This is a genomic window from Trichloromonas sp. (assembly GCF_041583255.1).
Classification (GTDB): domain Bacteria; phylum Desulfobacterota; class Desulfuromonadia; order Desulfuromonadales; family Trichloromonadaceae; genus Trichloromonas.
On record NZ_JBFHGD010000018.1, the window covers coordinates 1 to 26494 of the forward strand.

Sequence of the window (26494 nt, forward strand, 5' to 3'; positions counted from 1 at the left end):
GGTTCAGCTGCAGGTCCACAACCCGGTAGACAGTGAGGCGCCGCATGTTGCCTTTGTCGGGATTGTTGATGGCATGACTGTCGGGAACAGGCTCACGGTGCGGGTTCAGGCCACCGATAATGAAAGCGTCAGTCGCGTCGAGCTCTATCTGGATGGGATGTTGCAGTCGGTTTCCAGCAACAGCTATCTGACGGCGAGATTGAATCCCCGCAAGCTGGCCGATGGCGGCCATACCCTGAAGGCTTTGGCGTATGATGCCGAGGGGAACGCCGGCGAGGCGACGGCGACGATTTATCGATAAGGTCAAAAAGGGACATTAAAAAGGGAGCCTGCTCGATAGTGGCTCCCTTTTTAATGGTTCTTTTGTTGTCCGTCAGTTGTTCTTCGCGCGCTTTCGGGACAGAAGCCCAAGCCCGACCAGCCCGACACTCAGCAGCACAAAGGTCGCCGGTTCGGGGACCAGAACGGGATTGCCGGTGGCCCATCCATTAAACAGTCCGGTAAGCTTCAAGCTTCCTTCCTGGTTGTCGCCGACGCGTTGCATGCGGACATAGACTTCGACCGGGATGGCTTGAACATTGTTAAAGTTCAGGGTCAGCGTCGCGGTGGTAAAATAGGGGGTTTTCTTGCCTGTTTTGTCGGCATTTAATGCATCTGGGATCGGATCAAGGTAGACCAGTTCCGAATTATACAGGGCGTTGTGGCTGCCATCCAGGGTGTTTACGACGGCCATGTCCAGAACAAAACCGTCAACTTTGGTTGTTTGGTCATATGGAATGTTACTTATTTTCCATATCCCTGAAGACTCCAGGTCGACCGTGGTCAGGGTGTTGCTCAAATATTGCTGTGCTTGCAGATCCCAGGAGTTCATGGCTGGTTTCGGTGATGCGAAATTAAAGCCGAAACCAACAACCCCTGGAATGTTCAGCAATGCTGGATTGCTCAGGGTCTCCAGTGGTGAGGTGTTTTCAAGAACAGCGGTCAGTTGATAATAAAAGTCTGTTGCTGACGTATAGACCTGCTTGATTGTCAGGTCCATGTGAATGCTGCCGACGCCGTTTGCATCAGCCCCCGAAAGGTCAAAGCTGAGGCTGGAAGAATAGGGGATCGCCCAACTGGTGTTGGTCAGCAAGCCGAGAGTTAATAGGGTTAATAGAAGCTTCTTCATTTCTGACACCCCCCAACATGCAGATAGTGCTTTTATGTAAACAGGTTGTAAGTGTTAATTAGCAAGATATGTGCCTTTCGTATATGCTCATTAAGTCAAGGGGTTGGCGCTGGAGAGGTGCCTGAGGCCTCAAGATGTTGTATGGAAAACCAGACGAGCTGTAAAGCTTATCGACAATCAGGTTGTTTGCCGCACTGTTAGCACCGGTATCTTTGAGCGGCGCACGACCCGTTCGGCGGTGCTGCCGACGATAACGTGTTCGATGCCGGTGCGGCCGTGGGTTCCCATGACGATGAGATCGCAGCCGGTGGATTCCGCTTTTTTGATGATCTTATCGAAGGGCTTGCCGATGACGATCTCGGTGACATAGGCGACGGCTTCACCGAACTTCTCCCGGCAGAACTCCTCCATGTCCTTGATCGCCTGGATTTCCACCTCTTTTTCAAAAATCCCGAAATGTTCCTGCTGGATCATGCTGCGGCGCGAGTCGGTCAGTTCGCCGATGACGTGGATGGCGTGGATCGAGGCGCCGGTGAGCCCGGCCAGGTAGCGGGCGTACTCTGCCGCCGGGGCCGAGCTCTCGGAAAAGTCGGTGGCGTAAAGGATCTTGGTAAACTTCTTCATGACAATGTCTCCTCGCTCATCAGGCAACGGCCGCGTTGGCCAGGTCGCGCTTGTTCTTGGTCTTCTGCAGATACCACACGATGGCGACCACGATGAGCCCGATGGTGTCGGTGACGACCGTCGGCCAGTAAAGCAGGATGGTGGCGGCTGCCAGCATCAGCCATTCGGGAAGGGTGGTGCGCCTAATCCAGAAGAGCATGGTCGTGGCCGAGAAGGCGATGGTGCCGAGGATGGCCGAGACGAAGGACGAAATAACCTTGGTTTTGGTGGCCCGGACCTCGCCGGTGACGATCGGGTCACCGGCATTGACCAGCCCGCCGCCCTGCACCAGGACATGGCTCACGTTGCCGTCCCGGTTGGCCATGACGTCGATAATTTCATCACCGACCATGACCTTGGCGATCAGGTCCCCCTTGATAAATTCATCCCCCTCCTTGACGTTGACCTTTACAACGGTAGCAAAGGGAACATCACCGTCAATCGCCGTCATCCGCACATCGATCGGCTTGGCTTGAAAGAGGATCGACGGGGTGAAGGCAAAGAGGACCGGCATGACATAGAGCAGCTTGGCGTACTTGAATGCGGTCCAGCCGGTCTTCCACGGGTCCGAGCCGGCGATGGCGGCCCCGGCATAGGCGGCGACGCAGACCGGCGGGGTGATGTTGGAATCCTGGCTGAGCCAGTAGACGATCATGTGGGCCGCCAGGATCGGCACGCCGAGGTCACCCAGCGGCGGCACGGCAAGGACCGCGGTGATCAGGTAGGCGGCGGTGACCGGCACCCCCATGCCGAGCACCAGCGAGGCGAGAGCAACAAGGAAAAGCGCCATCAGCAGGTTGCCGCCGGCCAGCGAAATGATGATGTCGGAGAATTTCAAGCCGATGCCGGTCAGCGAGATGACGCCGACGATGACGCCGATGACGCCGAGGGTGGCGCCGATGACCAGGGTGTTGCGGGCGCCGACCTGGATCGCCTCCCAGATTTCCTTGATCCCCATGCGGGTTTCCGCCCGGAACCAGCTGATGACGATGCACGAAATGGTGGCCCAGAAGGCCGAGAAGCCGGGCGAACGCCCCATGATCATCAGCACGGTGATGATGATCAGCGGCAGGGCGAAGTAGCCGTCTTTCAGCAGCACTTTTTTCCAGTGGGGGAACTCTTCATCGACCAGCCCCTTGATCCCCATCTTCTTGGCTTCGAAGTGGATCATGCAGAAGACCGAAAAGAAGTAGAGCAGGGCCGGGAAGACCGAGATCATCATGATGGTGGCGTACGACGTTTCCGTCAGTTCTGCCATCAGGAAGCCGCCGGCTCCCATGACGGGCGGCAGGAACATGCCGCCGATCGAGGCGGAGGGTTCGATCGCCCCGGCTACATGGGGGCGAAAGCCCGCCCGTTTCATCAGCGGAATGGTGAAGGCGCCGGTGGAGACGGTATTGGCGATGGCGCTGCCTGAAACCGAGCCGAAAATGGCCGAAGCGATGACCGCCACCTTGGCCGGGCCGCCGGTGCTCCTGCCGGCGAGGGCCAGCGGCAGGTCGATAAAGAACTTGCCGGCGCCCGATTTCTGCAAAAAGGCGCCGAAGAAGATAAAGAGGATGACGTAGGTGGCCAGTACGCTGGCCATGACCCCGAAGACGCCGTTGGTGGTCAGGTAGAGCGAAGTGGCCAGGCGCTCGATACCGAAACCGCGGTGAGCGATGATTTCGGGGAAATGGGGGCCGAAATAGCCGTAGCAGAGCATGCCGACGCCGATCAGGGTCATCGACCAGCCCAAAACCCTTCGGCAGACTTCGAGGGAGATGAGGATGCCGGCGATGCTGATCATGGCGTCGAGGTCGGTTTCGGCGCCGGCCCGGTAGTTGAGAGCCTCGAATTCGCTGATCCAGTAATAGACGACCAAGCCTGAGGCGATCGCGAACAGGATGTCCGACGGGGCTGGAATCTGCGGCCAGCGCTTCATGCTGAAGGTATCGGCCGGCAGCAGCAGGGCGGCTATGGCAACGGACGCCAGGACCAGCCACCAGAGGCTGCCGAGTTGGCCGATGGCAGCCAGGCCGTGCTCGTTCCAGGCGTCGCCGAAGCTCAGCAGGCGGTTGTGGAAGGCGGTCGCGCTTTCGGAAAAGAAGAGGATGGCGGCGCTGCAGGAAATGATCGCCCCCAGTATCAGCCCGAGAATGACACGGATGCGGGTTTTGCCGGCCGGGTAGAGGAGGAAGACGAGGACGTAGGTGGCGAAGACGTAGACCCCGCGGTGATACTGGGTTGCCACTGCCTTGAGCCCGGCGGAATAGAAATAAAACAGGACCATTGCGGCACCGAGCAGGGCGACCACCCATTTCCAGAACCCGTCAGGCGTTCGGAAGGACTTGGAGTCCTTCTCCAGGAGTTTCTTCAGTTTTTCTTTTTCCGCGGGGTCGAGATCCTTGAGATCGTCGTCGAGTTCGTCAGCCATGTCGAAATCCTGTTGCTGGTGGGGCAAATGATGTGGCAGATGGACGAAACGGGGCCTTTCGGCCCCGCTTCGTGGCTGCGGAAATTCAACCGAAGAGAACGTTACTTGGCCTTCTGCCGCTCGCTGACGGTCAGGCCCTTTTCGGTCCAGAAGCTTTCAGCACCGGCGTGGAGCGGGGTGACGATGCCGCTGAGAGCGCCGTCAACAGTCATCTCCTTGGCGGTGCTCTTTACTTTGATCATGTAGGCGAGCCCTTCGGGCGAGTAGATGTCCTTGAGCGAGGCGTTGATGAGCCCTGCCTCGACATGTTTGCCGGTGACCCAGAGGGCCGAGTCCTGGAAGGTCAGCACCGGGGTGTCGATGCCGCTGTAGGTGCCGGCCGGGATGGTGATTTCGGCGTAGAAGGGGTACTCGTCAAAGAAGCCGGCGGCCTTGCCTGCTTCGACGGTGTCGAGAATCTTGATCTTGTTGCTGGCGGCAGCCTGGATGACCGAAGAGTTGGGGAAGCCGGCGAAGACCCAGACCGCGTCGATCAGCTTGTCGCCCATCGCGGAAACAGCTTCGCTGTAGCCGATGAACTGGGGCTGCATCTTGTCCCACAGGCCAAGGGCCTTGAAGTAGCGTTCGGCCGAGGCGGCAGCACCGGACCCGGCGCCGCCGACGGCGACTTTCTTCCCTACGAGGCCGGCGACAGCGGTGATGCCGCTATCTTCGAGCACCACCAGGTGGGCCGGAGCGCCGTAAAGGTAGGACATGGCCAGAACGTTCTCGTACTTGCGCTCGTCCTGGGGGAGTTTGCCGTTGCGGGCCAAAAAGAGGTCGCCCGAGTAGACGATGCCGAAGTCGGCATCACCGGAGTTGACCCGGCGCAGGTTCTCTACCGAACCTGCCGAAGCCATGTTGGATACTTCGACGTTGGGCATGTTTTTCGAGAGGCGGGTGGCGATGCCGTTGGAGAAGTACTGGAAGGTGCCGCCTTCCGGGCCGCCGGAGAAGGCCAGGCGGGTTTTGGCCGCATCGCTGACTCCAGGGCTCATAAGCATCGCCAGGGTCAAAGCCAGACAACTGAATACCGATAGGAACAGCCGTGAATGTTTCATTGTTGGTTTCCTCCGTCTTTAAGTAGGGGTTTCGTCGAACAACGTTTTAATTCTAGCGCGAAACTGGTTGATGTCAATCTGGGCCGCGGTCTCTTTGGTCTGCTTGTGCTGTTGCGCTAATGGATAATTGCTATCGCAATTAGGATGCCATTTTTATAAAGGTGTTTGTTTGTGCTGGGTTGGCGGGTCTGGAGGCGATTTTACGGCTCTGCGAGGCGGGTTTCGTGTTTTATTTGCGGCCAAAAACAGCCACAATGGGTTTCTTTTCGCCATTTTGACGGGGATGGCGATGGGGGATATAACGGGGTTCTTTTTGGTGGGGGCTGAAGGCGCGTGTGCCGAATGGCGGTCACCGCGGTTTTTTCTGCCGGGCTACTTGACAAGGGCGGATTAAATAATTAGATTATCGACGAAATTTTTTTCGGAGGTTTGAGCGATGCCGATGTATGAATATCAATGTGGCGCCTGCGGGCTGGTGTTCGAAGCCCGCCAGAAATTTTCTGATGCCCCGCTGACCGAGTGTGCTTCCTGCGGGGGTTCGGTGAAGAAACTGATCTCGCAGACCGGTTTTGCCCTCAAGGGAGATGGCTGGTTCCAGCAGGGGTATTCTGAATCCAAGGCCCCGCCGGCTTGCCCGTCGGCCGGGTCGTCCGGCTGCAGCGGCTGCCCCAAGGCGTCCAACGAATGAAAAAAACCCGGTCGTATGACCGGGTTTTTTTTGTTCCATTTTTTGGGGGGGTACATCGACATGGATGGAGCCAGGGGAAGAGCGGTGTCCGGACCGGGGTGTAGCTGGCCTCTTTGTTCGGCGCGTATGGGTCGGTGCGGTTGCTGGCACCCTGTCGTCGCCTGAATGGTTGCCGCTCCTTTTTTTGGACTGCCGCACATGCCTGAATACTTTACTTTCTGCAGCGCGTTTCGTATAGTCTAGGCTCATTTCAAGGAGGTGTGCACGTGGACAAGATTATCGACGGAAAAGCCATTGCCGAGCGGATGCGGGAGACCATTGCTGCCGATACCGCCGTTCTGTCTGCCAAGGGGACGACCCCGGGGTTGGCCGTGGTGCTGGTTGGTGAAGATCCGGCCAGCCGGGTTTATGTTTCGATGAAAGAAAAGGCCTGTGAGAAGGCCGGAATTTTTTCCGCCGAGCACAAGCTTGCGGAGCAGACCACCGAGGCGGAGCTGCTGACCCTGATTGACGCTCTGAATAAGGATGCGCGCATCGACGGCATCCTGGTACAGTTGCCGCTACCCGGACATATCGACGAAAGCAAGGTGCTTGAGGCGATTTCGCCGGCCAAGGACGTGGATGGTTTCCATCCGTACAACGTCGGGCGCCTGGTGACCGGCAACCCCCTGTTTCAGCCCTGCACCCCCTACGGGGTGATGAAGATGCTCGAGCAGACCGGGGTCGACCTGAAAGGGAAAGAAGTCGTCGTGGTCGGGCGTTCCAATATCGTCGGCAAGCCGGTGGCCCTGATGTGCCTGGCCGAGCACGCCACGGTGACGATCTGCCATTCGCGCACCAAGGATCTGGCTGAGCAGGTGCGGCGGGCGGACGTGGTGATCGCTGCGGTCGGTCGCCCGGAAATGATCAAGGGCGACTGGATCAAGCCGGGCGCGGTGGTCATCGATGTCGGCGTCAATCGGGTCGGTGAGAAAAAGCTGGTCGGCGACGTCGAGTTCGAAGCGGCCAGGGAGCGGGCCAGCGCCATCACCCCGGTCCCCGGCGGCGTCGGTCCGATGACCATTACCATGCTGCTGTACAATACGGTCGAGAGCGCCAAGCGGCGCGCGGCCGGCAAGTAATACGACCATTGCAACGCCCGGAGCCGACGTTTCGCTCCGGGCGTTGCTGTCTTCACGGTATGGCCAGGATCAAGCATGATCATCAGCGAACAGAAAAGCAAAGACGAACTGCAGGACCTCCTGGAGGGCCAACAGCGGCTCTTTATCGTCGGCTGCGCCGCCTGTGCCACCGCCTGCAAATCCGGCGGTGAGGAAGAGGTCTTCCGCATGCAGGAATGGCTGGCGACCCTGGGCAAAGAGACCACCGGCAGCGTCATCATCGACGAGGCCTGTCACATCATGCGCGCCGCCCGTGACCTGCGCCAGCTCAGGGTCCAGGTCGAAGAGGCCGACGCCCTGCTGGTGATGGCCTGCGGCGCCGGCATCCAGTCGATTTCCGCCAACACCGACAAGCGGGTGATCGGTGCGCTCAATTCCCTGTTCCTGGGCAACATCCGCCGCTTCGGCCAGTACGAAGAAAAATGTTCCCTCTGCGGCGACTGCATCCTCAACGAAACTGCCGGCATCTGTCCGGTGACCACCTGCGCCAAGGGCTTGCTCAACGGCCCCTGCGGCGGCATGGAAGAGGGCAAGTGCGAGGCCGACCGGGAGATCGATTGCGCCTGGCACCTGATCTACGAGCGCCTGAAAAAGCAGAACCGCAAGGGGGTCTTCGCCCGTACCGTGCCGCCGAAAAACTGGGGCAAGGTGCCCAAGCCGGGACGCCATAAAATCAAACCCTGAGGGTGCGCCTGCGCTGCCCTGATCCGATGGTCCTATAAAAATGTCTAAACTCGAACAGCAACTGGCCGCCGGTCAATTCGTGGTGACCGCGGAGATCGCCCCGCCCAAGGGGACCGATGCCGCCGAGGCCCTGGAGAAGGCGCGCCTGATGACCGGCCTCGCTGCGGTTAACGTGACCGACAACCAGGGGGCCAACATGCGCATGTCCCCCCTGGCCATGGCGGCCCTGCTCCTGCGCGAGGGGATCGAACCGATTCTCCAGCTGACCTGCCGCGACCGCAACCGCATGGCCCTGCAATCCGATATCCTGGGCGCCGCTGCCCTGGGGGTAGAGAACCTGCTGCTGCTCTCTGGGGACCACGCCCGTTTCGGTGACCATCCCAATGCCCGCTCGGTTTTCGACCTCGATTCGATCCAGCTGCTGGAAACCGTCCGCGGCCTGACCGAAGGCAAGGATATGGCCGGCAAGGGGCTGCAGGGCGCGCCCCGGTTTTTCTCCGGAGCGGCGGTCACCCCCGAAGCGGAACCCTTTGAGCTGATGTTTCAGAAATTTGCCAAGAAGGTTCAGGCCGGCACCCGCTTCTTTCAGACCCAGGCCGTTTACGATGTCGAGAAGCTCGAGCGGTTCATGGCCGAAGCGAATCGACTCGAAACGCCGGTACTGCTTGGGGTGCTGCTGCTCAAGAGCGCCCGTATGGCCGAGTTTCTTAACCGCAACATCCCCGGAGTCCGGGTGCCCCAGGTCATGATCGATCGCCTGGCGGCGGCACCGGCTCCTCTCGAGGAAGGCATCCTCATTGCCCGCGAGATGGTCGACCATGCCCGCCGGCTCTGCCAGGGGGTGCACCTGATGACCCTCGGCCATGAGGAGCGGATTGCCGATATCCTCGGTTGCCAGCAGGGGAGTTGCCGGTTATAAAGGTAAAAGTCATCGTGTCCGAATCACCTGACCGCTCCTGGCCTTTCCTTTTAGAGGGAGGGGCGTGCGCGATTTCTGGAGGCTGCTATGTTGAAAAAAACGCCGCTTAACGCCGTTCACCGGCAGGCCGGTGCCCGCATGGTCGATTTTGGCGGCTGGGACATGCCGGTTCAGTACCGGGGGGTGATCGAGGAACACCTGGCCGTGCGCAATGCCGCCGGGCTGTTCGATGTCTCCCATATGGGCGAGATCAAGGTCAACGGCCCCGGCGCGCTGGCGTTCATCCAGGAGTTGACCACCAACGACGCCTCATCCCTCGAAAACGGCCAGGTTCAGTACAGCGCCCTGTGCTATCCCCACGGCGGGGTGGTCGATGACGTGACCCTGTACCGGTTCGTTGACGAACATTACCTCTTCTGCGTCAATGCCGCCAACACCGACAAGGACTTTGCCTGGATGGAAGAGGTTCTTGCCGATGGCGACTTTCCCGGGGTGTCGCTGCACAACGTCAGCGACGACTTCGCCCAGCTCGCCCTGCAGGGGCCGGCGGCCGAAACCATTCTCGCCCGGCTCACCGACTCCTCACTGGCTCAAGTCGGCTACTACCGCTTCTACGAAGGGCTGGTGGCCGGGGTGCCGACCATCATCTCCCGCACCGGCTATACCGGCGAAGACGGCTTCGAGTTGTACTTCGCCCCCGATGACGCCGAAAGCGTCTGGGCCGCCCTGATGGCAGCCGGTGCCGACGACGGGCTGGTGCCGGTCGGCCTGGGGGCCCGGGACACCCTGCGGCTGGAGATGAAATACGCCCTCTACGGTCATGAGCTGTCGACGGAGATTTCGCCGCTTGAGGCGGGGCTTGGCTGGATCACCAAGCTCGACAAGCCGAGCTTCGTCGGTCGTGAGGCGCTGCTGAAGCAGAAGCAGGCCGGGGTGCCGCGGCGCCTGATCGGCTTTGCCATGACCGAGCCGGGAATTCCGCGGGCCGACTACCCGGTCTTCGCCGAGGGGCGTCAGGTCGGCGTGGTTACCAGCGGTACCATGTCGCCCTCGCTGCGGGTCGGCATCGGCCTGGCCCTGGTGGAGACCGCCTGCGCCGCGATCGGCACCCCGTTGCAGATCGGCGTTCGTGCCCGCAAGGTCGGTGCAGTAATTGTGAAGACACCGTTCGTAAAAAAATAACGGCGCCTGAAGTTTGAGAGGTTGCCGGATACCTATCCGGGGGGCGCTCCCCCAATGAAGACCATTTCAGGAGGATGATCATGGAATTTCCCGAGGATTTGAAGTACACCGAAGAGCATGAGTGGGTTCTGGTGGAGGATGGTGTGGCCACCGTGGGGATTAGCGATTTCGCCCAGGATGCGCTGGGGGACGTGGTTTTTGTCGAACTCCCCGAGGTCGGCACCGTTCTTGAGGCGGGCAAATCCTTCGGCGTGGTCGAGTCGGTCAAGGCCGTATCCGACGTCTATGCCCCGATTTGCGGCGAGGTCATCGAGATCAACGAGGAGCTGCAGGATACGCCCGAACTGATCAATACCTCGCCTTATGAAGACGGCTGGATGCTTAAAATCAAGATCGCCGACAGTTCCGAGCTCGATGACCTGATGGATGCCGACGGCTACCAGGCGTTTGTCGAAGAAGAGTAATTCGCCTATTGCGTCGTCTGCAGGAGCTTGTAATGCGCTATATCCCTCACACCGAAGAAGACATCCGCCAGATGCTCGATACCATCGGGGTCGATGCGGTGGCCGACCTGTTCACGGGTATCCCCGCCGATGTCCGTCTGCAGCGGCCGATGAACCTGGCCCCTGCCCTGGCTGAAGGTGACCTGCTGCGGGAGTTCAAGCAGCTGGCCCGGCAGAACGCCACCGCCGACAGCCACCTGTCGTTTCTCGGCGGCGGCGCCTACAACCATTTCATCCCGGCCGTGGTCGATCAGCTGATTTCCCGCAGCGAGTTCTACACTGCCTACACGCCGTACCAGCCGGAAATAAGCCAGGGGACCTTGCAGGCGATCTTCGAATACCAGACCCTGGTCTGCCAGCTGACCGGCATGGACGTGGCCAACGCCTCCATGTACGACGGCGCCTCGGCCTGCGCCGAGGCGGTGCTGATGACGGCCCGCGCCACCCGCCGCAAAAAGGTACTGATATCCGCCGCCCTCCATCCCGAGTACCGGGAGACGGTGGAAACCTATTGCCGCTACCTCGATTTCGATCTGGTGACGATCCCCTTCGCCGCTGACGGCCGCACCGATCTGTCGGCGCTGGAGAGTTCCCTGGGCACTGACGTGGCGGCGATGGTTACCGGCTACCCCAACTTTTTCGGGGTCATCGAAGACCTGGCCTCACAGGCCGCCCTGGTTCACGGCTGCGGCGCCCGCCTGGTGGCGGCGGTGGCCGAGCCGATCGCCCTTGGCCTGCTCAAGTCGCCCGGCGACCTGGGCGCCGACATCGTTGCCGGCGAGGGGCAGAGCTTCGGCATCCCGGTGGCTTTCGGCGGCCCTTACCTCGGTTTTTTCGCCGCCCGGCAGCAGGATCTGCGCTCGATGCCCGGACGCCTGGTCGGCGAGACGGTCGACAAGGAGGGGCGGCGCGGTTTCGTGCTGACCCTGTCGACCCGCGAGCAGCACATTCGCCGCGAGAAGGCGACCTCGAACATCTGCTCCAACGAAGGGCTGTGCGCGCTGATGGCCACCGTCTACCTGTCGCTGATGGGCAAGGCCGGCATCCGCGAGGTGGCGGTGCAGAACCTCTCGAAAGCCGAGTATGCCCGTCAGGCGATCGCCGCCATCGACGGCTATTCCATCCCCTTTGCCGCCCCGGTCTTCAACGAGTTCGTGGTTGAGTCCAGCGAACCGGCCACTGCCGTGCTGGCCCGGCTTGAGCAGCAGAACATCCTCGGCGGGATTGCCCTGGGGCGCTCTTTTGCGGGGATGGACAACCGTTTCCTGGTCTGCGTCACCGAGCAGAACAGCCGGGCCGAGATCGACGCTCTTGTGGCGGCACTGGCAGGAGGTGTGAAATGATGATGGTCGGAACCAGCGGACTGGTGCTCAACGAGAAGCTGATGTTCGAACATTCCGATCCGGGGCGCAAGGGCTACAGCCTGCCGCCCCTGGATGTGCCGCAAGCCGCTCTGCCTGCGCAGCTGGTACGGGATGAGGTGGCCGGTTTTCCCGAGCTGTCCGAGGTGGATGTGGTGCGCCACTTCACCCGCCTGTCGACCTGGAACTACGGGGTCGATTCGGGCTTCTACCCCCTGGGCAGCTGTACCATGAAATACAACCCCAAGATCAATGAGACGGTGGCCCGGCTGCCCGGCCTGTCCGGGGTGCATCCCGCCACCCCCGAGCACCTGTCCCAGGGGGCGCTCAAGCTGATGTTTGATCTGCAGACGGCGTTGGCCGAGATCTCCGGCTTTTCTGCCATCACCCTGCAGCCGGCGGCCGGCGCCCATGGCGAACTGGCCGGCATGCTCATGGTCCGCGCCTGGCATGAGGCGCAAGGCAATCCGCGCACCAAGGTGCTGATCCCTGACACGGCCCACGGCACCAATCCGGCCACCGCCGCCCTCTGCGGCTACGACGTGGTGCCGATCGCCTCCGACGGTGTGCTGTCGGCGCAGACGGTGGCCGAATACATGGACGACGAGGTCGCCGCGCTGATGGTGACCAACCCCAATACCCTCGGCCTGTTCGAATCGGAGATCCGTGAAATCTGCGACATTGTCCATGCCAAGGGGGGGCTGGTCTATTGCGACGGCGCCAACCTCAACGCCCTGATGGGGATCGCCCGCCCGGGCGATATGGGGATCGACGTCATGCACTTCAACCTGCACAAGACCTTCTCCACCCCTCATGGCGGCGGCGGTCCCGGCTCCGGTCCGGTCGGCGTGAGCGAGGCTTTGGCGCCCTTTCTGCCGGTGCCGGTAGTCACTTCGGGGGCTTCCGGGTATCAGCTCCATCATGACCGCCCGCAAAGCATCGGTCGTATGCGGTCGTTTTTCGGCAACTTCGGCATCATGGTGCGGGCCTTCGCCTATATCCGCACCCTGGGGGCGTCGGGGCTGAGGCACGCCAGCGAGATGGCGGTCCTCAACGCCAACTACGTGCGGGCGAAACTGGAGGGGACTTTTCACCTGCCGTACCAGAACCGTTCCCTGCACGAGGTGGTCTTCTCCGACCGCGATCTGGCCGGAGACTGCCATACCCTCGACCTGGCCAAGCGGCTCATCGACTACGGCTATCACCCGCCGACCGTCTATTTTCCGCTGGTGGTCAAGGGGGCGATCATGATCGAGCCGACCGAAACCGAAAGCCAGGAAACCCTCGACGAGTTCTGCGAAGCCATGCTGGCCATCGCCGGCGAAGCCAGGGATAATCCCGAGCTGCTGCATGCCGCTCCGGTGCGTACCCGGATCCGCCGGCTCGACGAAACCGCCGCGGCGCGCAAGCCAAGGTTGAAGTGGGAAGAGCAGTAGAAACACGAAGGGGGAGCCGGTCGGCTCCCCCTTTTCAGTAAAGTAATGGGCGGGTATTGGTGATTTCGTATTTAAAGAAGACCATGATGTTTAACTCGTCCTTCGGGTAGGCCTTGGGGAGCGGGCCGTACGACGCGCCCTTGCGGATGGCCCGGATCGCCGCATCATCCAGCAGCCGGTAGCCGCTGGTTTCCTTGAGTTCCACGTCTCTGACCTCGCCCTCTCGGGTGATGCTCACCTTGAGCAGGCAGGTTCCTTCCTGGCGGAGTTCCCTGGCCATATCCGGATAGTTCCAGACCATGTAGACATTGCGCCTGAAGCGCTGGAAAAAGGAGATGAGAATATCCTTTTCCGTGTCGAGCCAGACCGTGTCCCCCTCCTCAACTTCGGCGCGGTACTTGCGCCGCCACTGGTCGGTGATGCTGACCGCGGCCGATTTGGCCGACGCCATCAGGTCGAGACTTTTCAGGCGTTCAGCGGTGGGAGGTGTGCGTTCGGCTGGCGGAGTCGTTTCGGCTGTCGTCGCTGCCGGGGGAGGGCCGCTGCTGCCCGGTTGCCGCCAGGGTTCGGCTTCAGCTGGCGGCCTTGGAGGGCTGGCTTGTGCAGTTTTCGGCGTCGGCTTCGGGGCCGCCTTGGCCGGTTCGGCTGCGGCGGACGCTTTCTGCGCCTTGGACGGCGCCGCGGCCTTTGGGGTCATGTCGTCGAAATCCGCGCCCTTGGGGGCGGTTTCCTGCTTCACCGCCTGGTCTGACGGCCCCAGGCGTTTGGCCGGGGTGTCCCTCGGCTTGTCCGGTTCACGGCTGGGCGGGATGTCGAGCTCCCGGCTCTTGGGCTGCGGCGGGCGCAGGTCGACGTACACCGGCTTTTTCTCCGGTGCTGCCGGCATCAGGGCATGCTTGGGAAGCAGGAACAGAAACAGCAGGTGCAGCAGCAGGGAAAGGGTGACGAATCCCAGCAGGAAGATGTCCGAGCGGCGGTTCAGATCCATGGGTCCATTGGGTACGGGGCCGGCACTATTGCGCGTCCGGCGATTATACATGAAGCGCGATCATTTCTACAGCAATCATTGTGACTTGCCGCAGGGCGCCCCGTCCTCCTTGGCACCGGGAAAGAGGTTGACCAGTCAGGGTTCATCGGGTATAAATGACTTTTAAATTCAAACTCTGTTTTGGAGGAGGTAACTTACATGCATTTGGTTGATCAGATCAAGGCCAAGGCCCGGGCAAGCCTGCAGACCGTTGTATTGCCGGAAGGTTACGACGACCGCATGGTTGAGGCCGCCGGTCAGATTGTCAAGGACGGGCTGGCTAGGGTGGTACTGCTCGGCAACCCTGACGCCTTGCAGAAAAAAGCTGCGGAGCTCGGTGCGTCCCTCGACGGCGTGACCCTGCTCGATCCCAAGACATCTCCCAAGCTCAGCGGGTATGTCGACGAACTGGTGGCGCTGCGCAAGAAGAAGGGCCTCAGCCGCGAAGATGCTGAAAAGCTGCTGACCGGAGAGGACAATCTCTTTTACGGCGCCATGATGGTGCGCAAGGGGGATGCCGGCGGGGCTGTGGCTGGTGCCTATAACACCACTGGTGACGTGCTGCGGGCCGCTTTTCAGGTGGTCGGCACCGCTCCCGGGATCAATACCGTCTCCTCGGTTTTCCTGATGGTGACCAAGACCCCCGAGTTCGGTGAAAATGGCGTTATCTGCTTTGCCGACTGCGCGGTCAATCCCAACCCCGACGCCCAGGCCCTGGCCGAGATCGCCGTGAGCACCGCCAGCAGCTGCAAGAGCTTCCTCGGGGTCGACGCCCGGGTGGCGATGCTGTCCTTTTCGACCAAGGGGAGCGCCAAGCACGAGGATGCCGACAAGGTGCTCAAGGCTCTTGAGATCGCCAGGAAAATTGCTCCCGATCTGCAGATAGACGGCGAACTCCAGGCCGATGCGGCCCTGCTGCCCAAGGTTGGCGCCAAGAAGGCTCCCGGGTCTCCGGTCGCCGGAAAGGCCAATACGGTCATTTTCCCCGACCTCGATGCCGGCAATATCGGCTACAAGCTGGTCGAGCGCCTGGCCGGCGCCGAAGCGGTCGGCCCGATCATCCAGGGGCTGGCCAAGCCGGTCAACGACCTCTCCCGTGGCTGCTCCGTCGATGACATCATCAGTGTTTCGGCCATTACCGCGGTACAGGCGCAGGGATAAAGACCGGTGACTGGTTGTTGGTGATTAGTGATTGGTTGAAAGCAGAAAGGCCGGCGATAATTTCGCCGGCCTTTTGGTTTTTGTAGGGTGTGTGAGGTGAGGGGGAGGTGGTTTTTCTCAAGCTCTAATCACCAATCACTGGTTTTGCCGGGGTCTTTTTAAGAGGCCGCTGGCCCAGGAGAGCCCGACCCCGAAACCGCAGATGACGATGGTCTCGGCGGTGCCTTCGAGTTCGTCGGCCAGCAGGATCGGCAGGGTTGACGATACCGTGTTGCCGTAATCGTGGGTTGCGTACGGGGCTTTGGCGCGCGGGATCTGCAATTTGTCGGCGATGGTTTCGACGATGATCTTGCTGCCCTGGTGGAGCAGAAAGCGATCGACCTGCTCGAGGGACAGGCCGTTTTTTTCGATCATCTGGCGGATGTCGTCAGGAACAACCTTGGCGGCAAAATTAAATACCGCCCGGCCGTTCATGAAAAGGACGCCGTCGTTGCAGATCAGTTTTTCGTGGTCGCTGCCGAGGGTGCCGAAGGTGAACTGGCCGGAAACCAGTTTCGGTTTGTCCGACACCAGGGTGACGGCGGCCGCGTCACCGAACAGCAGGGTGGTGTTTTTGTCGTTGGGGTCGATGATCTTGGTGTACGGGTCGGCGGTAAAGAGCAGCCCTTTTTTCATGCCGTTGGCCGCCATGAAACCCTGGAAGACCGAAAGGGCATAGACAAAACCGGAGCATCCCAGGGAAATGTCGAAGCAGGCACAGCGCGCCGGCATGCCCAGTTTGCCATGCAGCATTGCCGAGGTGTGCGGGATGTTGCGGTCGGGATTCTGGGTCACCACGATCATCGCCTCGATGTCGTTCAGGTCGACATCCGTTTTACGGCAGAGGTCGGCAAAGGCCTTGACGCACAGATCGGAGGTATCTTCATCGGCCCCTTTGACGGAGATCTGACGGACACCGATTTTCTGCTCGATGAAGTGATCATCGATGCCGAACTGCTCCTTCCGGTTGTAGTTGGAGATCCTCCCCTCGGGAATGTAGTAACCGATTTCCTCGATGCCGAGCATGCTGATACCTCCGTGAGCAAAACCGTTGGTTCGGTTCAGATGTGCGCTGAGCTTGTCAATTCTTGTGCTGTCAAAGCGAAGACCGACGGATGATAACCGTCGGTCTTCTTGCTGTCAATGGCGCAATTGCCGGTTCTTTGCCAATTATTTGCGCTGAAATTCCTTGGTGGCGAAAGAGTACTTGAACTTCATGTGATCGGTGTAGGTTCCTTCGAGGATCGCGACCACGTCTTCGGTGAAGACCAGTTCTTCGTCGGTGGGGATGACGAAGACCTTGACCGGCGAGTCGGGCTTGGTGATGACGGTTTCCCGCTTGCGGGTCATGGTGGTGCGATTGACTTCCTTGTCGAGATGGATGCCCATGAAGTCGAGCCCGTCAAGGGCCTTCTCCCGGATAAGCCACGCCATCTCGCCGACGCCCGCGGTAAAGACCACGGCATCGATTCCGCCGATGGCCGCTGCGTAGGAACCGATATATTTTTTCAGGCGGTAGGCTTCGATTTCAAGGGAAAGCTTGCAGCGGTCACACCCTTTTTCAGCTCCCTCGATGACATCGCGGCGGTCGGTGAATTCACCGGTAATGCCGAGCACGCCCGATTTTTTGTTGAGGATCGAGTCGATCTCCTTGGGAGTGTAGCCCTCCCGCTCCATGATGAAGGCCGGGATGGCCGGGTCGATATCGCCGCAGCGGGTGCCCATGACCGCCCCTTCGAGGGGGGTCAGTCCCATGGAGGTGTCGACCGAGACGCCCCCCTTGATGGCCGAGTGGGAAACGCCGTTGCCGATGTGCATGGTGACGATGTTGCAGTCCTTGGGGTCCTTGCCGAGGAGTACGGCGGCCCGCTTGGAAACGTACAGGTGGCTGGTGCCGTGGAAGCCGTAGCGGCGCACGCCGTATTTTTCGTACCACTCGTAGGGGAGCGGATAGGTGAAAGCGTGCTGCGGCATGGTCTGATGGAAGGCGGTATCGAAGATGGCGATATGCGGGGCGTCCGGGAGGACGGATTTGGCCGCCTCGATGCCGGCAATGTTCGGCGGGTTGTGCAGCGGCGCCAGGTGCTGCACCTCTTTGATGGCGTCGAGCACGGAGTCGTCAATCATCACCGAACAGGTGAACTTTTCCCCGCCGTGAACCACCCGGTGGCCGACCGCCGAAATCTGGTTCATGTCGGTGACGACGCCGTGCGTGGTGCTTGTCAGGGTTTTGATGATCAGGTGGATCGCGACCTTGTGGTCGGGACATTCGTATTCTTCACGGTACGTTTCCCGACCGGGAACCTCGTGTATGATATAGGAGTCGCCGATGGTGACCCGTTCCACCATCCCCTTGGCGACGACCTCTTTTTTTGACCAGTCGAACAGCTGGTACTTGACCGAAGAGCTGCCGCAATTCAATGCGAGAATATCCATTAAAAAATACCTCCTCCACAAGTTTTAGTTTTAATAAACGTTCCCCATTCGTGCAAAATATCGTTTTATGTCTTTTGCATCTGTCCCCGAATGCAAGACGTACAGTGCTGCAAATGCGGCGCTATGTACGAAAAAAGAATGGGAAAATGTTCTAGAAGGGTAATGGAAGCAAGGGGAAATTGCAAGAAATTTGTGCTGTTTCCGGCGGCTTGTTTGGTCTGGACAGGCGCTCTTTCGTGGTGTACGCTCTGGATGGTCTAGAACGGTGTCTTTAATCCATGGTGAAAGGAGGTGGCGGTCATGGCTCATACCATTACCGACGAGTGCATCAATTGTGGAGCTTGCGAACCGGCTTGTCCCGTCGATGCCATCAGTGAGCAGGGGGATGTTCGGGTCATCGATGCGGCGACCTGCACAGATTGCGGCGCCTGTGTGGATACCTGTCCCGTAGATGCGATCGAGGCTCCCTGACGTCTCGGGGGGCAGTCGAATGATGTCTGCCTCCCCTTTTTTTTATGAGTGTTCAATGGCTCTTCGCCAGGGGCCTGGAGGTTGCTATGTTTGGGCTTGGTACCACCGAAATGCTTATCATCCTGGTGCTGGTTCTGGTCGTTTTCGGCGCCGGCAAACTTCCTGAAATCGGGGGAGCGCTCGGCAAAGGGCTGCGCAGTTTCAAGAAAGCCGTGCAGGACAAGGATGAAATTGATATCACGCCGAAAAACGAGGACGAAAAAGACAGGGAGGAGTAGCTCCTCCCGGCTGCTGGTCAGGGGTGAAAATGAAAAGGCCGCACGAAATCGTGCGGCCTTTTCTGTTTTCGAGTCTGATTTGATAGGCGATTATTGCTGGCCGCCAGGTTTGGAATCCGCCACTTCGACGGTAAATTCGGTGACGTTGGCCGGCAGGTCCCGGAAGACGATCATGTAGGGAATCGTCTTGCCCGGCGCGACATTGAGGTTGGACAGGACGTTGCCGAACTGGTTGTTCATGGCCTCTTCGATGAGGGCAAAGGTTGCTGTCTGCAGGTCCTCGTGATCGAGCGGGTTGCCGCAGAAGACGGTCTGCTGCATCAGCACGTTGCCCTTGTCGTCGTGGAGCATCCCCTTGACGGCGATGGCCGAACGGTTTTCCGGGTAGCCGTTGACCGCTTCTCCCTGAACCACAAAGAGCTGTCCCGCCTGCTGGTTCATGATGAAAAAACTGTTCGGCAGGGGGAGGCGGATCTGGGCTGCCGGGACGCTCGGTTCCGGCTTCCCCGTGACTTGGTTGATGAGTTGTGAAATGTCAGCGGTGCCGCCCTGCCAGAGCAGGTAGCCTGCGACCGCCCCCAAAATCAGCAGCAGGATCAGGAAGATGCGCAGTACGCCGGACATGGGGCTCTTGCGCTTCATTTTTGGCAGAGCGGGCATGCTTGCGGCCGGCTCGATCAAAGGTTCAGGAGCGGAAGCCGGCATTTCAGCGGGTTTGGGCCTTTCTGCCGGGGCGATCATTTCCCGGGGTTCGGCCGCAGTCGCGAGGCCTTCCCCGTTTTCGCCGAAAGAGATGCCGTCAAAATCGAAATCGTTGTTTCCGGGTGTTTCCGATTGGGGTTCGTCGAAGTCAATTGCGCCGTTGTTATCCTGTTCGGCGGGTATCTCGTCATCCGTGGCAAAAAGGTCGTCTTTATCAAAAGAAAATGCGTCTGCCGTTTCGGTGCTGTCGCTGTCGAATGAAAATTCGCTGGGTCCGGATTCATCGAAAGAGAAATCGGACAGGCCGTCTCCCCCCTCGGCGGCGGGTTCTTCTTCAAAAGCGAATTCGTCCACTGGCAGGGATTCGCCGCTGTCCGGCTCTTCATCGAATTCGAATTCATCGGCGCTGCCAGCATCGATGTTTTCTTCGCCGAAGCCAAAGGCGTCACCGGTTATTTCTTCTTCCCGGGGTTCCTCCAGGTCAAGGCCAGTGGCGCCGGGCCCTTCTTCAAAGGCGGCCTGGACCGTGTCCACGCCGGGTTCTCCCCCCCAGTTGTCATCCAGTTGGATGCCGGAGTCGGGGCTGTCGGCCGGGATCTCGTCGACGGAGGAGAGTCCGAGATCTGATGCGTCGAAGCTGGTGCCCCACTCATCGTCGCCGGCCGGGGATTCTGCCGTTTCTGGTGATATCCCCCCTTCGGCCGAGGGAGCGGGCGTCTCGTCAAAGCCGAAACCCAGATCGTCATCTGTTGGCAGGGTGTCTTCTGCGGTCTCTTGCTCGCCGGGGGCGGTGTCGAGTTCCGGTTCGCCAAATCCGCTCTTCCAGAGGTCCTCGGCGGCGGGGGCTTCGGTGTCCATTTGCGGGGGCTTCGCTGCGGGCTCTGTTGAAAAAGTCCCGGCGGCAGCTTCATCCGCGGGCGGTTCAACTGGGGCCGGTGCCGTTTCCGGCATGACGGTGAAAATGTGGCGGCACTTGGCGCAGCGCAGCTTGACTCCTTCCGGCTTGACTTTATCGTCGGAGATCTTGAAGCGGGTGGTGCATTCGGGGCATTGGATGACCATGCAAGTCACTCCCTTTCAGGCCTGATCAGAGACCCTGTACCATGTAGATATCTGGAAGGTTCCGGTACTTCTCATCATAATCGAGGCCGTAGCCAATGATGAAGCCGTCGTCCATGGAGATGCCGACGTAATCGGCCCGGATAGGGACTTTTCTGCGGGCGCTCTTGTCGATCAGGGTGCAGATCTTGAGAGAGCGGGGTTCCCGCAGCATCAGTCGGTTGTACAGTGATTCAAGGGTGTAGCCGCTGTCGATGATGTCCTCGACGATGATTACATCGCGGCCCTTGATCGGCATTTCGAGGTCTTTGCGCATTTCGACAAGCCCCGAAGATTGGGTCTCGGAACCATAGCTGGCAAGGCGGACAAAGTCGACGACGGCAGGGGTGCTGACGGCGCGGGCAAGATCGGCGAAGAAGAGAAACGAGCCCTTCAGGACGCAGACCAGCAGAATCTCGGTCTCTTGGTGGTCGCGGCTGATTTCTTCTCCCAGGCGCAGGACCTGGCGGGCAATTTCATCTTTGGAGTAGAGCAGCTGCAAATCGTGTTGGGGCATGCGTATCCTGTGAAATAAATTGAACATAAAGGCTGTCGCGTATTCTATACAAGATAAGCGGTATGTGTCAATTTTTTCAGCGATCTACAAAGCTCTGGCCAGTGACTTTTGGGCTGTGATATACTTTGCAAATGTCCGGGTAGCTCAAATCTGGAAATAACGGAAAAGGAAGGATACTCAATGCGACCGATAACTGTTGTCCTGCTGGCGCTGCTGGGTTGTCTTACGGCGTTACCGGCACTGGCTGAAGGGCCGAAAATGGCCGTGGAAAAAGCGGATTTCGATTTTGGGCAGATTTTTCAAGGGGAGAAGGTCGAGCATACCTTCAGGTTTCAGAATGCCGGGGATGAGCCGCTGGTCATCGACCGGGTCCGCAGTTCCTGCGGCTGCACCGCGGCGCTGCTGTCAACCAAGATCATCGCCGCCGGCGACGTGGCCGAACTCAAAGCCACTTTCGATTCGGCCCGTTTCAGCGGTGCGGTGGTGAAAACCATCTATCTATACTCCAACGACCCCGTGCAGCAGGTGACCGAGCTGCACATGCGCGGTACCGTCAAGCAGGAAATCGTCATGTCGCCTTCGCGCCTAGACCTGCAGAACCTGGTCGTCGGTGCCAGCAAGGAGTTTGCGGTCACCCTGTCGAATCAGAGCAAAAACCCCCTCGCGCTCTCCGGCCTGCAGACAACCACCCCGGAATTGACCGCGGTACTGTCGGCCGAGCAGATTGCGCCGGGCGGCGAGGTCAGCATCACCGTTCGGGTTACTCCCAAGGAAGGCTCCGGTCGGTTGAACGGCTATGTGCTGCTGCAGACCAACAGTGAGCATGTGCCGGAGCTGCGGCTGCCGATCTACGCGTCGGTGGCCCCACCGGCGTCCAAGTAGCCGGCCTCGTAAATTGAAAGCCCCCGGAGGTCCGGGGGCTTTTTTTTTGTCTGTCCTTGTTTCGATCTGCTCCGGCGCCCTTGAAACACGACGAAAGCTGTCTATACTATTAATTAGTTTGTTTTCGGGCATTGGCTCCGGGGCGACACAAGTGCTTACCGTTTCATGGGAGGGTTCATGGCGAACGACAGCCTTCCGCCGAATCAGCGGCGGTTTTTTCTGACCATCGTTCTCGGCGGACTCAGTGCCGTGCTGGCTGCTGCAGCCGGCTGGCCGGTCTTCCGTTTTCTCTCGTCCGGCAGTGCCGGGGCCGACGTCGAGACCGTCGAAATCCCCCGGGACAGTGTCGAGGTCGGCGGGGCCCATTTTCTGACCTACCGCGGACGACCGGTGGTGGTTCTGCAGAAGGCGGCGGGGGAGTTCGTCGCATTTTCTGCGGTTTGTACCCATCTCGGCTGCATCGTCAAGTGGGTTCCTGATCCGGGAGAGTTCCTCTGCCCCTGCCATGCCGGCCGATTTTCGACCGATGGTACCGTTCTGGGCGGCCCGCCGCCAAAACCCCTCGAGCCGATCCCGGTGGTTCTTGCCGGCGATCTGCTGCGCATCGGGTAGGAGGTGACGATGACCCTGTTGAAACGTCTGGTCGATTACCTGGATGTGCGCCTTGGCGTCCGTGAGCTGGTCCGGCAGAATCTCACCGGATACCTGGTGCCGCGCCGGGCCAATTTCTTTTACACTCTCGGCGCCGTGCTGCTGGCGCTCTTTTCCCTCCAGTTTGTCACCGGCATCCTCCTGCTGATCTATTACCGGCCCGACGCCGCCAACGCGTTTGCCAGCGTGCAGCACATCATGAACGACGTCCCTTACGGCTGGCTGATCCGCTATGCCCATGTCGCGGGGTCGAACATCATTGTCATCGCCCTGCTGCTGCATATGCTCTCTGTGCTCTTCATGGGGAGCTACAAAAAGCCGCGGGAGTTGACCTGGCTGACCGGTTTTCTGCTCTTCAACCTGTCCCTGGCGCTCTGCCTGACCGGCTACCTTTTGCCCTGGAGCCAGCTCTCCTTCTGGGCAACCACCGTGGCGACCGACGCCGCCGGAGCGGTTCCGGTGGTCGGCGAAATGGCCGTTTATTTCCTGCGCGGCGGAGCGATGGTCGGCGAGGCGACCCTGGGGCGGTTTTTTGCCCTGCACGTGATGGGGCTGCCGCTGCTGCTAGGCGCGCTCATCGGACTGCACCTGTTTCTCATGCGCCGCGTCGGCATCTCGCGGCCGCCCTTCGGGCCGGAGTATGAGCCGCCGGCACCACTTACGGCCTTCCACCACGAAGAGCATCCCGACGGCATCCCGTTTTTCCCCCATTACGTGGCCAAGGACCTCGCCGCGACCTTTTTCTTTCTGGCGGCTCTGGCCTGGGTCGTCTTTTTTGCCCCGGCCCTGTTCATCCCCCCCGCCGCCCTGGAGCCGGCCGACCCCTTTGTGACCCCGCCCCATATCAAGCCCGAGTGGTACTTCCTCTGGGCTTACCAGGTGCTGAAGATTTTCCCCAGCAAGGTCGTGGGGCTGGCCGTGCAGGGGGCGTTCATGACCCTGTTGGCGCTGTTGCCTTTTCTGGATGTCGGCCCTGAACGCCGCCCGGCACGTCGGCCGCTCTTTGTCGCCTGTTATTTTCTCGGCATCCTGCTGATGGTTGCCCTTTCTATCTGGGGGCATTACTCATGAAAAGTCGAACTGCCACCCTGATTCACCTCCTGCTGTTCTGGCTGATACTGGCAGGACTGCCGTCTTTTGCAGCCGCCGCCGAAGAAACCGTCTGTCTGCAGTGCCACGGCGGACAGCCCGGTCCCCTCGGTGCGCCGGTGCCGCTGTGGCGCGAAAGCGTTCATCAGGCCAACGGGGTCTCCTGTCAGCACTGCCATGGCGGCGATCCGACCGATTTCGCCATGGCCATGAGCCCGGAGCGCGGCTTCATCGGGGTCCCGGCAGCGGATGACATCCCCGCGTTCTGCGGGCGCTGCCATGTCGGCGTGCTTGATGATTACCTGGCCAGCGCCCACGGCCAGGCCCTCGGCGCCGGCGGGCCGCAGTGCGTCACCTGTCACGGCAATCATCGGATCACGCGGGCGACCCTCGACCTGATCAATCCGCAAGACTGCTCCCGCTGTCACGAATACGGTCGCGCCGATGAACTCCGCCAGGCGGTCTCCGGAACCGATGCTCTTATTATCGGACTGGAGCGGGACCTGGCCGAACTCCATCGCCTCGGACTCGACACCGAGCGGCTTTCGGGAACGGTCTTCTCGCTGCGCAACGAGTTCCACCGGCTGTTTCACAGTGTCGACGTGGAGAAGGTCCGATTCAAAACCGGAGTTTTCGCCCAGGATTTGGGCAAGATCGAAGAGGAGATTGCCGCCATCCGCAGCGACCTGGGACAGCGCAAGCTCTGGGGCGGGGTGATCATGGCGCTGCTGGTGCTGGCCGGACTCTGCTCCCTGCTCATTCACAAGAGTTACAAGGAAGAGGCCGGCGGCGACTGAGGTTGCTGCCGGATTCAAGGAAAAGCCGGGTCGTCTGCTGACGACCCGGCTTTTTTATTTCATGAAGTTCTCTTTCAGGTCTATGTAGGCTCGGCGGATGTTGAGTCGGATGAACTGCTCGTAGCCGCTGTAGTTGCCGTACCCCGGCAGGGAAAAGGTCTGCAGGGTTTTGTCGAGGCTGTCGCCGCGTTCCAGGTGCTTCAGGACCTCGGTGACCATGTCGCGGAAAAAGTCTTTGAAGCGGATGATTTCGTCGGTTGAACTGACTGGTCCGAAGCCGGGGATGATTTTCCTGGCCCCGAGCCGTTCGATGAATTCGAGGGCCAGCAGCCAGTCTTCCATGTGCCCGTCGCCCATATAGCCGACGCTCTTGACGTAAACCAGGTCGCTGGTGAACAGCACTCCCGACTCGGGGAAAAAGACCAGGGTGTCCCCCTCGGTGTGGGCCCGGCCCATGTTGGTCAGGATGATGGTTCGCTCGCCCAGTTTGAGAGTCAGGCCATCGCTGAAAAAGAGGATCGGCCGGTTAGTCTCGCGAATTTCGTCATCCATCGCTTTCCAGGTCTGCCAGGAAATGATGAGGTCGACTCCTGCCGGAAAGTCGAAATCGATGTGGCTGTAGCCGGTGTGGTGGTGGGCCAGGATGAAATGCCGCAACGGCTTGTCGGTTACCGTGCGAATGGCCGTGACCAGGTCATCGACGGCCTTCTTGGTCATGTGGGCACCGCCGGCCACGACATATTCGGGGCCGACCACGAAGAAAGCGTTGGAAGTGGCGCTGCTGCCGGGTCGGGAGATGGCGGCGAATACCCCGTCGGCGACCTGCTCAAGCGAGTAGCTGGCCTGGGCGCCCGCTGCGGCCCGCTCGGTTTTGCCGTCGCGGCTTGGGATTTCCATCAAGGCTTCGCCGCGGCGCGGCAGTTCCCGTTCTGCGGCAACGGCAGGCGGTTTGCTCACGGGAAGCGGTATTGCGACCGGTCGCGGCGGTTCGACGCGGACCGGCTCGGGTTTCGCTTCCGCAGGCTTGGCCGGCGGCGCCGTTTCGACGATGGTCGGTGCCGCTTCAGAGGGCGCCGGGGGGGCGGCTGCGACTGGCATCTGCGGTTCCGGCACCTTGACCGGTGCGATCGGTTCCGCTGGCGGCAACGGTTCGGGGGCCGGTGGAGCAGGAGGGGGTTGCAGCCCTGCCAGTTCATCAGGGCGCAGGCCCGGCGGCACGATCGCCAGCACATCCAGGCCGTTCAGGATCTCCCGACCCGTCGGGCTGTCTCCCATGGTCAGCAGAATCGTCTGCAGTTTTTGCAGCAGCCACGGGTTGAGCCCCTGGCGGGCAACGATCAGATCCGGGGAGGTTGTTTGCGGCGACTGGCGCAAAACGTGGTCGGCCAGAGGGAAGAACTCGCCGGGGGGCTGGCTGGCCAGGTAGCTGTCGCTGAGAATCGCCAGGTCGACCAGGCGGTAGCGGTTGAGCCAGTCGTGAAGGGTCTTTTCGCTGCTGAAGATCTGCACCGAGACTTCTTCAGACAACTGGCTGGCGAGATAATTGGTGAGATAGCCGGCCTCTTTTTCCGAGTGCAGCAGGCTGTTGGCGTTTGTCACCACGCCGAAGGTGATCTTGGCGTGGGCCGGCAGGGCGGCCAGCAGCATCAGCAGAAAGAACAGTGGGACACTGGATTGTCGCATCGGGGTTTCCGTTGGCAGGGGGTGAGCTTTTCAATCAAGTCGCCGGCCGAGTATACCAGCAATGCCGGGATTACGGCAAGTTCAGTGAGAAGTTTGCGGTTGCAATCTGAAACGAGTTGGGGTATAAGTCCTTTCTCCACGCGCGATTAGCTCAGCTGGATAGAGCGCTGCCCTCCGGAGGCAGAGGTCGCAGGTTCGAATCCTGCATCGCGCGCCACAACAAATTCAAGGGGTTGCATCGAAAGATGCGACCCTTTTTGCTATGGCGCGAGGCAGAATTCGAAGCGAACCGAGCGCTGACTTGATGTCAGCAGAGCGGCCAGGGATGGCCGCGTCAGCGAGGTGAGGGGGGCCTGCGCAGGAGCGGACGTGATGTCCGCGAC

Annotated in this window: 26 protein-coding genes and 1 tRNA gene; 17 read left to right on the plus strand and 10 right to left on the minus strand. The window is 60.3% G+C overall.

Going from position 1 to position 26494, the window contains the following annotated elements:
- Nucleotides 1-301 (plus strand): Ig-like domain-containing protein (locus tag ABYV89_RS02765; RefSeq protein WP_432821395.1); only part of this gene is annotated, 301 nt, incomplete at its 5' end.
- 72 nt (nucleotides 302-373) lie between these two features.
- Here ABYV89_RS02765 and ABYV89_RS02770 read toward each other — a convergent pair.
- From ABYV89_RS02770 to ABYV89_RS02785, 4 genes are all read right to left on the minus strand, one after another.
- Nucleotides 374-1168 (minus strand): PEP-CTERM sorting domain-containing protein, encoded by a 795-nt coding sequence (locus ABYV89_RS02770; RefSeq protein WP_432821396.1) that lies wholly within the window; start codon nucleotides 1166-1168, stop codon nucleotides 374-376.
- A gap of 177 nt (nucleotides 1169-1345) precedes the next feature.
- Nucleotides 1346-1792, minus strand: a complete 447-nt coding sequence (locus ABYV89_RS02775) for a universal stress protein (RefSeq protein ID WP_432821397.1) — start codon at nucleotides 1790-1792, stop codon at nucleotides 1346-1348.
- Between the two features lie 19 nt (nucleotides 1793-1811).
- Complete coding sequence (locus ABYV89_RS02780) at nucleotides 1812-4247, minus strand: TRAP transporter fused permease subunit (RefSeq protein WP_432821398.1); 2436 nt, start codon at nucleotides 4245-4247, stop codon at nucleotides 1812-1814.
- Nucleotides 4248-4348: 101 nt separating this feature from the next.
- Nucleotides 4349-5347, minus strand: a complete 999-nt coding sequence (locus tag ABYV89_RS02785; protein ID WP_432821399.1) for a TAXI family TRAP transporter solute-binding subunit — start codon at nucleotides 5345-5347, stop codon at nucleotides 4349-4351.
- Between the two features lie 436 nt (nucleotides 5348-5783).
- Between ABYV89_RS02785 and ABYV89_RS02790 the strand changes: the two genes are divergently transcribed.
- From ABYV89_RS02790 to gcvPB, 8 genes are all read left to right on the plus strand, one after another.
- Nucleotides 5784-6035 carry an FmdB family zinc ribbon protein gene (locus ABYV89_RS02790; protein ID WP_432821400.1) on the plus strand — a complete coding sequence of 84 codons (252 nt, stop codon included), beginning with the start codon at nucleotides 5784-5786 and terminating at the stop codon, nucleotides 6033-6035.
- A 266-nt stretch (nucleotides 6036-6301) separates the two neighbouring features.
- On the plus strand, nucleotides 6302-7156 hold the full coding sequence (folD, locus tag ABYV89_RS02795; protein ID WP_432821401.1) for a bifunctional methylenetetrahydrofolate dehydrogenase/methenyltetrahydrofolate cyclohydrolase FolD: 855 nt from the start codon (nucleotides 6302-6304) through the stop codon (nucleotides 7154-7156).
- Between the two features lie 75 nt (nucleotides 7157-7231).
- Nucleotides 7232-7879 (plus strand): methylenetetrahydrofolate reductase C-terminal domain-containing protein, encoded by a 648-nt coding sequence (locus tag ABYV89_RS02800; protein WP_432821402.1) that lies wholly within the window; start codon nucleotides 7232-7234, stop codon nucleotides 7877-7879.
- Between the two features lie 40 nt (nucleotides 7880-7919).
- On the plus strand, nucleotides 7920-8798 hold the full coding sequence (locus ABYV89_RS02805; RefSeq protein WP_432821403.1) for a methylenetetrahydrofolate reductase: 879 nt from the start codon (nucleotides 7920-7922) through the stop codon (nucleotides 8796-8798).
- Nucleotides 8799-8885: 87 nt separating this feature from the next.
- Complete coding sequence (gene gcvT / locus ABYV89_RS02810) at nucleotides 8886-9980, plus strand: glycine cleavage system aminomethyltransferase GcvT (RefSeq protein WP_432821404.1); 1095 nt, start codon at nucleotides 8886-8888, stop codon at nucleotides 9978-9980.
- Between the two features lie 80 nt (nucleotides 9981-10060).
- A complete protein-coding gene (gene gcvH / locus ABYV89_RS02815) occupies nucleotides 10061-10444 on the plus strand; it encodes a glycine cleavage system protein GcvH (protein ID WP_432821405.1) in 384 nt (127 codons plus the stop codon).
- 32 nt (nucleotides 10445-10476) lie between these two features.
- A complete protein-coding gene (gene gcvPA / locus ABYV89_RS02820; protein ID WP_432821406.1) occupies nucleotides 10477-11826 on the plus strand; it encodes an aminomethyl-transferring glycine dehydrogenase subunit GcvPA in 1350 nt (449 codons plus the stop codon).
- On the plus strand, nucleotides 11823-13280 hold the full coding sequence (gene gcvPB, locus ABYV89_RS02825; protein ID WP_432821407.1) for an aminomethyl-transferring glycine dehydrogenase subunit GcvPB: 1458 nt from the start codon (nucleotides 11823-11825) through the stop codon (nucleotides 13278-13280). The genes gcvPA and gcvPB overlap by 4 nt, the downstream gene beginning before the upstream one ends.
- A gap of 34 nt (nucleotides 13281-13314) precedes the next feature.
- Here gcvPB and ABYV89_RS02830 read toward each other — a convergent pair whose 3' ends face one another.
- A complete protein-coding gene (locus ABYV89_RS02830) occupies nucleotides 13315-14268 on the minus strand; it encodes an energy transducer TonB (protein WP_432821408.1) in 954 nt (317 codons plus the stop codon).
- Between the two features lie 198 nt (nucleotides 14269-14466).
- Between ABYV89_RS02830 and pta the strand changes: the two genes are divergently transcribed.
- Entirely contained in the window at nucleotides 14467-15468 is a 1002-nt protein-coding gene (gene pta, locus ABYV89_RS02835) for a phosphate acetyltransferase (protein WP_432821409.1), read from the plus strand.
- Between the two features lie 135 nt (nucleotides 15469-15603).
- Here the strand turns inward: pta and ABYV89_RS02840 are convergent, their stop codons facing one another.
- Together ABYV89_RS02840 and ABYV89_RS02845 are read right to left on the minus strand one after the other, a co-directional pair.
- Entirely contained in the window at nucleotides 15604-16533 is a 930-nt protein-coding gene (locus ABYV89_RS02840) for a 3-oxoacyl-ACP synthase III family protein (RefSeq protein WP_432821410.1), read from the minus strand.
- Between the two features lie 144 nt (nucleotides 16534-16677).
- Nucleotides 16678-17943: an acetate kinase gene (locus ABYV89_RS02845; protein ID WP_432821411.1), complete on the minus strand. Its 1266-nt coding sequence runs from the start codon at nucleotides 17941-17943 to the stop codon at nucleotides 16678-16680.
- A gap of 300 nt (nucleotides 17944-18243) precedes the next feature.
- Here ABYV89_RS02845 and ABYV89_RS02850 point away from each other — a divergent pair, with 300 nt between their 5' ends.
- Both ABYV89_RS02850 and ABYV89_RS02855 read left to right on the plus strand, forming a co-directional pair.
- Entirely contained in the window at nucleotides 18244-18414 is a 171-nt protein-coding gene (locus ABYV89_RS02850; protein ID WP_432821412.1) for a 4Fe-4S binding protein, read from the plus strand.
- Nucleotides 18415-18500: 86 nt separating this feature from the next.
- Nucleotides 18501-18692 carry a twin-arginine translocase TatA/TatE family subunit gene (locus ABYV89_RS02855; RefSeq protein ID WP_432821413.1) on the plus strand — a complete coding sequence of 64 codons (192 nt, stop codon included), beginning with the start codon at nucleotides 18501-18503 and terminating at the stop codon, nucleotides 18690-18692.
- A 90-nt stretch (nucleotides 18693-18782) separates the two neighbouring features.
- On the opposite strand, the gene ABYV89_RS02860 is transcribed toward ABYV89_RS02855, so the two are convergent.
- Both ABYV89_RS02860 and hpt read right to left on the minus strand, forming a co-directional pair.
- Nucleotides 18783-20456: a DUF3426 domain-containing protein gene (locus ABYV89_RS02860; RefSeq protein ID WP_432821414.1), complete on the minus strand. Its 1674-nt coding sequence runs from the start codon at nucleotides 20454-20456 to the stop codon at nucleotides 18783-18785.
- 25 nt (nucleotides 20457-20481) lie between these two features.
- Complete coding sequence (gene hpt, locus ABYV89_RS02865) at nucleotides 20482-21009, minus strand: hypoxanthine phosphoribosyltransferase (RefSeq protein WP_432821415.1); 528 nt, start codon at nucleotides 21007-21009, stop codon at nucleotides 20482-20484.
- Between the two features lie 180 nt (nucleotides 21010-21189).
- Here hpt and ABYV89_RS02870 point away from each other — a divergent pair, with 180 nt between their 5' ends.
- From ABYV89_RS02870 to ABYV89_RS02885, 4 genes are all read left to right on the plus strand, one after another.
- Nucleotides 21190-21891 (plus strand): DUF1573 domain-containing protein, encoded by a 702-nt coding sequence (locus tag ABYV89_RS02870; protein WP_432821416.1) that lies wholly within the window; start codon nucleotides 21190-21192, stop codon nucleotides 21889-21891.
- A 177-nt stretch (nucleotides 21892-22068) separates the two neighbouring features.
- A complete protein-coding gene (locus ABYV89_RS02875) occupies nucleotides 22069-22503 on the plus strand; it encodes a ubiquinol-cytochrome c reductase iron-sulfur subunit (RefSeq protein ID WP_432821417.1) in 435 nt (144 codons plus the stop codon).
- 9 nt (nucleotides 22504-22512) lie between these two features.
- The gene (locus ABYV89_RS02880) at nucleotides 22513-23613 is read left to right on the plus strand and encodes a cytochrome b (RefSeq protein ID WP_432821418.1); all 1101 of its coding nucleotides are present in this window, start codon (nucleotides 22513-22515) and stop codon (nucleotides 23611-23613) included.
- Nucleotides 23610-24428 (plus strand): cytochrome c3 family protein, encoded by an 819-nt coding sequence (locus tag ABYV89_RS02885; protein WP_432821419.1) that lies wholly within the window; start codon nucleotides 23610-23612, stop codon nucleotides 24426-24428. The genes ABYV89_RS02880 and ABYV89_RS02885 overlap by 4 nt, the downstream gene beginning before the upstream one ends.
- Nucleotides 24429-24482: 54 nt before the next feature.
- Here the strand turns inward: ABYV89_RS02885 and ABYV89_RS02890 are convergent, their stop codons facing one another.
- Nucleotides 24483-26111, minus strand: coding sequence for an MBL fold metallo-hydrolase (locus ABYV89_RS02890; RefSeq protein ID WP_432821420.1), 1629 nt, complete (start codon nucleotides 26109-26111; stop codon nucleotides 24483-24485).
- Nucleotides 26112-26251: 140 nt separating this feature from the next.
- Here ABYV89_RS02890 and ABYV89_RS02895 point away from each other — a divergent pair.
- Nucleotides 26252-26328, plus strand: a tRNA-Arg gene (locus ABYV89_RS02895).
- Nucleotides 26329-26494 lie beyond the last annotated feature (166 nt).